Consider the following 414-nt stretch of genomic DNA (forward strand, 5'->3'; position numbering starts at 1 on the left):
GTCCGATGGGGGCCTTCGGCGGCTCCTCGGCGGACCGGGCGCGGTTCACGGTGGTGACCGACCCGGATGCGGACCAGGTGGCCCTCCAGGACGGGGTGCGCGCCGAGCTCACGGGTCTCGACGGCGTGGGCGACGTGTCCGTCTCCACACAGCAGGGGCCGAGCGGCGGCCAGGACATCGAGGTGGCCGTCTCCGCCCCCGACCCGCAGGCCCTCACCGCGGCCGCCGATCAGGTCGCCGAGGCGCTGCGGCCCGTCGAGGGTGCCCGCGAGGTGACGACGCCGGCTTCGGACCTGCGCCCGACGTTCCAGGTGGACGTGGACACCGTCGCCGCCGCCCGGCTCGGCCTGACCGAGGAGGCGGTGGCCGGCCAGGCCGCCGCCGCCCTGCAGGCCGTGCCCGTGGGCGACGTCC

Annotated in this window: 1 pseudogene; it reads left to right on the top strand. The window is 77.5% G+C overall.

The annotated features are described in order from the left end of the window. Window positions 1–414, top strand: a pseudogene (locus ACFWJO_RS41175) (hypothetical protein); the annotation flags it as partial.

The organism is Streptomyces sp. NPDC127092 (assembly GCF_042722475.1).
Taxonomy (GTDB): Bacteria; Actinomycetota; Actinomycetes; order Streptomycetales; family Streptomycetaceae; genus Streptomyces.